This is a genomic window from Corynebacterium tuberculostearicum (genome assembly GCF_032821615.1).
GTDB lineage: Bacteria > Actinomycetota > Actinomycetes > Mycobacteriales > Mycobacteriaceae > Corynebacterium > Corynebacterium tuberculostearicum_H.
Genome location: NZ_JAVBIF010000038.1, coordinates 1 through 3,123, shown reverse-complemented (window position 1 = coordinate 3,123; position 3,123 = coordinate 1). Strand labels below are relative to the sequence as shown.

3 protein-coding genes are annotated in these 3,123 nt (G+C 48.0%); all 3 read left to right on the top strand.

All coding sequences use genetic code 11. The features are described 5' to 3' along the window. A partial coding sequence (locus RAE09_RS11705) for a CPBP family intramembrane glutamic endopeptidase (RefSeq protein WP_316981761.1) occupies positions 1–318 on the top strand: 318 nt, incomplete at its 5' end. A 683-nt stretch (positions 319–1,001) separates the two neighbouring features. Next, a complete protein-coding gene (locus RAE09_RS11700; protein WP_316981760.1) occupies positions 1,002–1,913 on the top strand; it encodes an ABC transporter ATP-binding protein in 912 nt (303 codons plus the stop codon). Between the two features lie 14 nt (positions 1,914–1,927). Further along, a complete protein-coding gene (locus RAE09_RS11695; protein ID WP_316981759.1) occupies positions 1,928–2,722 on the top strand; it encodes a hypothetical protein in 795 nt (264 codons plus the stop codon). Positions 2,723–3,123 lie beyond the last annotated feature (401 nt).

Genomic DNA, 3,123 nt, shown 5'->3' with positions numbered 1-3,123 from the left:
CCTGTCGCGGAACTCTGCTTGCTGATAGCCGTAGCGATTGCCGAGGAAGTTGTTTTTCGTGGTGTGTTAATTTATGCCCTGACTGCGGATGGACTCGGCGGATATCAATCCACGATGGTGTCGTGGGGGCTATTTTGTTTAGTGCACCTTGGTTGGAATAAAGCCGCAGGGTTCGGAGACGTGGCTGTGGCCGGAGCGGTGATATGCGCAGTATTTCTAGTTGTCGGGTTGGTCGGGGGGATTATGGTTCACTGCTTATATAACATTTCTACGACAGTCTTTCGCCTGAGGAGAGGAGAGGGAAATGCCCCTATGTAAAGAAATAGCGTATGGTGCTGAACGGGATAAGTCTATAGTTCCCTCGTTTATCTGTTTTGTATTAATTATCGGAGCGTTAGTAGCTGCCATTTCGATGTACGGGAGGGAGCATTACTTATTTTCCTTGGGAAGCCTAATGGTAGGTGTCGGTGCATCTGTAAGCTTACTTCTTAATAGCCACGCTCGTAAACGAGGGTGCATAGCTACCTGGGGGGAAGCCCTACAAAAGCTCCCATCTGATGTGCGTTCGGGTGTCCGTATTGATTCCAATTCAAACGCTGTACGGAAGTTTTTCGATAGTCTAATGCCAGGGATGGTGATGAGAACTCTGCGCCTTTGCGAACGTAGTGACGGAGCCTTGCAGCTCGTGGGTGCAACCTCACCGCAAGAATGGTTAGGCCAGATAGACTTCGGGGCGACGACCATGCTTGTGCAGAGAGTTGGAAAGGAAACGGCCTTGAGGGGGTTGTTTCTGTTGAGTCAACTACTGAAAGAAGGAAGTACAATAATTTTAGTCGATGCCCACTTGTTGGGGAAAAAGGGGGATGAATGGACGAATGGAACTACAGTTCTTCGCGTGGAGGACGTTTTCATTCAAGGGCCTCGGATGTGGTTTACTGGACCATGGAAACCTGGGTACATTATGGTACTGAGCTCGAGAAAACATTTAGGAATGCACGGTAATGAATGAGTTATTAAAAAATCGACAGGATACACCTATCCTTTCGGCCTGTTCTGCGTCGAAGAGTTTTGGAAACGTCCGAGCTCTAGATGATATTAGCTTTGAGGTATTTCCAGGAGAATTGGTAGGGGTGCTTGGGGAGAATGGGGCAGGAAAATCAACACTTTTCTCCCTTATTAGTGGCCTTAACACGCCGACTTCAGGATCCGTTGAGCTAATGGGTGGAGATCCGAGGCAACCGAAAAATCGCTACAATATAGGTGTAACTCCGCAGGGGACAGGCGTGAATCCCCGAATGCGAGTTGGTGATTTCCTTAATTTCGTAGCCTTCCACTTTGGCACCCGATCGTTGGTCGAAGAAATTCTCGAAAAGTTTCGCTTGGCACATCTATCCACCAAAGTCATAGGAGGTCTTTCCGGAGGTCAACAGCGGTTGGTTTCTGTTGCTGCAGCATTTCTTGCAGATGCTCCTCTCACTATCCTTGACGAGCCAACGACAGGTTTGGATACTGTCACTCGTTCAGCGATCTGGGAGTCGATTCGAACGATTACCGGTAGTGAACGGGCACTGTTGGTGTCGAGCCACTATATTGAGGAGATTGAGAATTTGTGCGATCGAGTGATCGTAATGCGAAGGGGAAAGCTTCTTGCAGACTCAGATATTCAGGAATTTCTCGGTAAGTCCACTGCTTCAGTGATTCGTCTTAGTGGGGTGGGTCGCAACGCTCTCTCTGGAGAAGGTCAAGTGTTTGAAACTATCGAGTGCGAGGGTAACGAATTGAAATTGCGTGCACCTGACGTTAAACGGGCTCTTGCTGCTCTTGCGAAGGATGGGTGGCCATTTGAGCAAATTGAAATTTCTCACCCCTCGTTGGAGCAAGCATTCATTACTATGACAGCGGAGGAGAAGTAATGGTGTCCTCAACTATGCAACAGAATCAATCCTCGCAGGAAGATAAGCGACAGTTTCCTTCATCTACTTCCGTGGCATTTTTGTGGCTTAAGAACGAAATTGTAGCGTGGATCAAAGAACCTGCCGCGGTACTCCTTAACATGGCGTATCCACTGCTTATGCTTGCATTCCTTTTTGTTATCGGGGGTTCAGCAGTTCGGAACAATACGGATATTATTACTCCTGCTGTCGCGCTCTTGGCGCTCACGGGAGTGCTAATGGTTGGAATTAATCTCCCTGCTAACGGTATTAATGAGGTTCGTCAGGGCGATTTTTACTATTATTTGCGCACGCTACCCACCGGGGCAGGTACTAGGCTAGTCGCGTGGAGTGGCGCTCCTTTTTTGCTTGCTATACTTAGCGCCTTTGTTGGGATTGGTGTTGGCACTATATTCAGCTCGGCGAGATTTACGTTTTCTCAGGTGGGGCTTCTATTTTTAGTTTTTTGCGCTTTCGGAGTGTTCACCACTGCCATTGGAGTGTGTTTTGGCTTTGTGCTCTCCAACCGTACTTCCCTTGCTGTTTCACTGGGGCTTTCTTTCGTTCTGTTGTTGCTTAGCGGAGCTCGGGAGATAACCACCCTTCCCACGGTTTTGGACGTGACGGCCAAGATTTTGCCCTCTACGGCGGCTGTAGAGTTATGCCACTCGATCCTAACGGGGGTAAGGGGAAGTGGTTGGTGGGTAGTATCCTTGATTATCTGGGCATCATTAGCGTTGCTAATGGCTACTGTGGCCATCCGGCGCGACGAAAACAGTAAATTTTCTTAGCAGCATTGTGCCCATCAAATAATAGACCTTGCTCCAAAGGAAGGAAGTCTGAAATATGAAACGAAAAATGATTCCCTATATTTGCTTTGCGGGAACGTTACTAATCTTCTTGATTATTTATCTTCTGACTCTCTGATATCGATCTACCCTTTTGCTCTTATTTCTACTGTGACTGATTTTGTCCGGTAAGAATTCAAGTAGCGACGGGGTGAGATTGTTTTTCATGATAGTAAGAGGTGTGTAAATTCTGGGAGGCTTTTTCAACGCAGCAGTTAGAAGAGTGCTGTTGTAAAGTTGGGTGGAGAGCAGTGAAGACTCAGTTTCTCATTCCCTGATGGCCGCTGCGTGTGGGCGTTGTTAGGCCGTCTCGAAGACCTGGTTGACGATCACCGCGTCCGGGT